The sequence below is a fragment of the Trebonia sp. genome (assembly GCF_049794275.1).
Classification (GTDB): Bacteria; Actinomycetota; Actinomycetes; order Streptosporangiales; family Streptosporangiaceae; genus Trebonia.
Genome location: NZ_JBARCR010000829.1, coordinates 1 through 1,694 on the forward strand (window position 1 = coordinate 1; position 1,694 = coordinate 1,694).

Annotated in this window: 2 protein-coding genes and 1 pseudogene; all 3 read left to right on the top strand. The window is 71.1% G+C overall.

Translation table 11 applies throughout. From position 1 onward, the window contains the following. Positions 1-723: TRCF domain-containing protein (locus WA805_RS21560; protein ID WP_425243236.1), on the top strand; the 723-nt coding region annotated here is incomplete at its 5' end. Positions 724-756: 33 nt separating this feature from the next. Then, the gene (locus tag WA805_RS21565) at positions 757-1,446 is read left to right on the top strand and encodes a SurA N-terminal domain-containing protein (RefSeq protein WP_422286083.1); all 690 of its coding nucleotides are present in this window, start codon (positions 757-759) and stop codon (positions 1,444-1,446) included. Beyond that, positions 1,440-1,694, top strand: a pseudogene (locus WA805_RS21570) (nucleoside triphosphate pyrophosphohydrolase); the annotation flags it as partial. The gene WA805_RS21565 and the pseudogene WA805_RS21570, both read left to right, overlap by 7 nt.

Consider the following 1,694-nt stretch of genomic DNA (forward strand, 5'->3'; position numbering starts at 1 on the left):
TACGCGTACTTCCTCTACCCGACGGAGAAGGCGCTGACCGAGACAGCGCACGAGCGGCTGGCCACCGTGGCGCAGCACACCGAGATCGGCGCCGGCATGTACGTCGCGCTGAAGGACCTGGAGATCAGGGGCGCCGGGAACCTGCTTGGCGGCGAGCAGTCCGGGCACATCGCCGGCGTCGGGTTCGACCTGTACGTGCGGATGATCGGCGAAGCCGTACGCGAGCTGCGCGACGACGCTCCGGCGGAGCGGCCGGAGGTCCGGGTCGAGCTGCCGGTGAACGCGCACATCCCGCACGACTACGTGCCAGGCGAGCGGCTGCGGCTCGCGGCCTACACCTCGATCGCCGCCATCGACTCAGAGGCCGACGTGACCGCGGTGCGCGAGGAGCTCGAGGACAGGTACGGCGCGCTCCCGCCGCCCGTGGTGACATTGCTCGACGTGGCGCGGCTGCGGTTCGCGGCACGGCAGGCCGGGCTGACGGACATCGCGCTGCAGGGGTCGCACGTGCGATTCGCGCCTGTGCAGTTGCCGGACTCGCGGGTCGTGCGAGTGCAGCGGCTGTACCCGAAGACACTGCTCAAGCCGACGGTGCGTACGATGCTGGTACCGGTGCCGAAGACCGGCGCCTCCGGCGGGGGCTTCGGCGGGGAACCGCTGCGTGACGCCGAGCTACTCGCGTGGTGCGCAGAGGTTGTCCGTTCGGTACTCTCCGAGTCATAGTTCCGGCTGTTGGTCCCCGAGGAAGGATCGCCTGTGTTCGGCAGAAGGACCCGGCTGGCCGCCCTGGGCGCGGTGGGCCTTGGCGCGTGCGCGGTGCTCGCCGCGTGCTCCCCGGTCAAGGTGGGCTCGGCGGCGATCGTAGGCGATCAGCGGATCACCGTCTCCTCGCTGGATACCCAGGTGGCCAACTTCAATACGGCGGCGGCGCCGTACGGCTCACAGGTGCAGCTGACCTCCACCGAGGTGCCCGCCGCGGTGCTGAGCTGGCTGATCAGGTTCCAAATCGAAGACGAGGTCGCCGCCTCGGCCGGCATCTCCGTGACCGAAGCGCAAGTGCAGCAGGGCATCGCCAGCGTCAACTCCCAGGCCCAGCAGGCCGCCGCGCAAAACGGCCTGCACAGCGCGCAGGCGGTGTTCCTCAACGCCGGGGTCTCGCCGCAGATGGTGCCGGCGCTCGGCATGTACCAGGCCCAGGAGATCGCCTTCGCTGAGCAGGCGAACGGCGGCAAGCTGCCGGCCACAACGGCGGAGAACAACACCGTGAACGCGGCGCTGACCAAAGCACAGTGCACCGCGGCGAAGTCGCTGAACATCCAGGTGAACCCGCAGTTCGGGCGGCTGGACTACTCGCAGTACACCGTGGTGCCCGCGCCCGACACGCTGTCCCGGCCGGCCGGAACGCCGTCACCCGCGTCGACCACGGGCCTCACCCCCGCGTGCTGACGGTCCTGCTAAGCAGCCCGCGAGTCGCGCCCGGGCTGCTGACCTGGCAGGCCTGGTCGGCGCTTCGCGCCGCTTCGCGGGTGCTAGCCGGCTCCGCCGGGCATCCGCAGCTTCCTGCCCTGACGGCGGCGGGTGTGATTCCCGAGATCGTCGAGCTGCCCGCGGACGTCGCCGGGCAGGCCGCGTTCCTGGCGGCCGTAGTGGCCGCTGCCGACGGGCCGGCGGTGTGGCTGCCGCCGCCGGGGGAC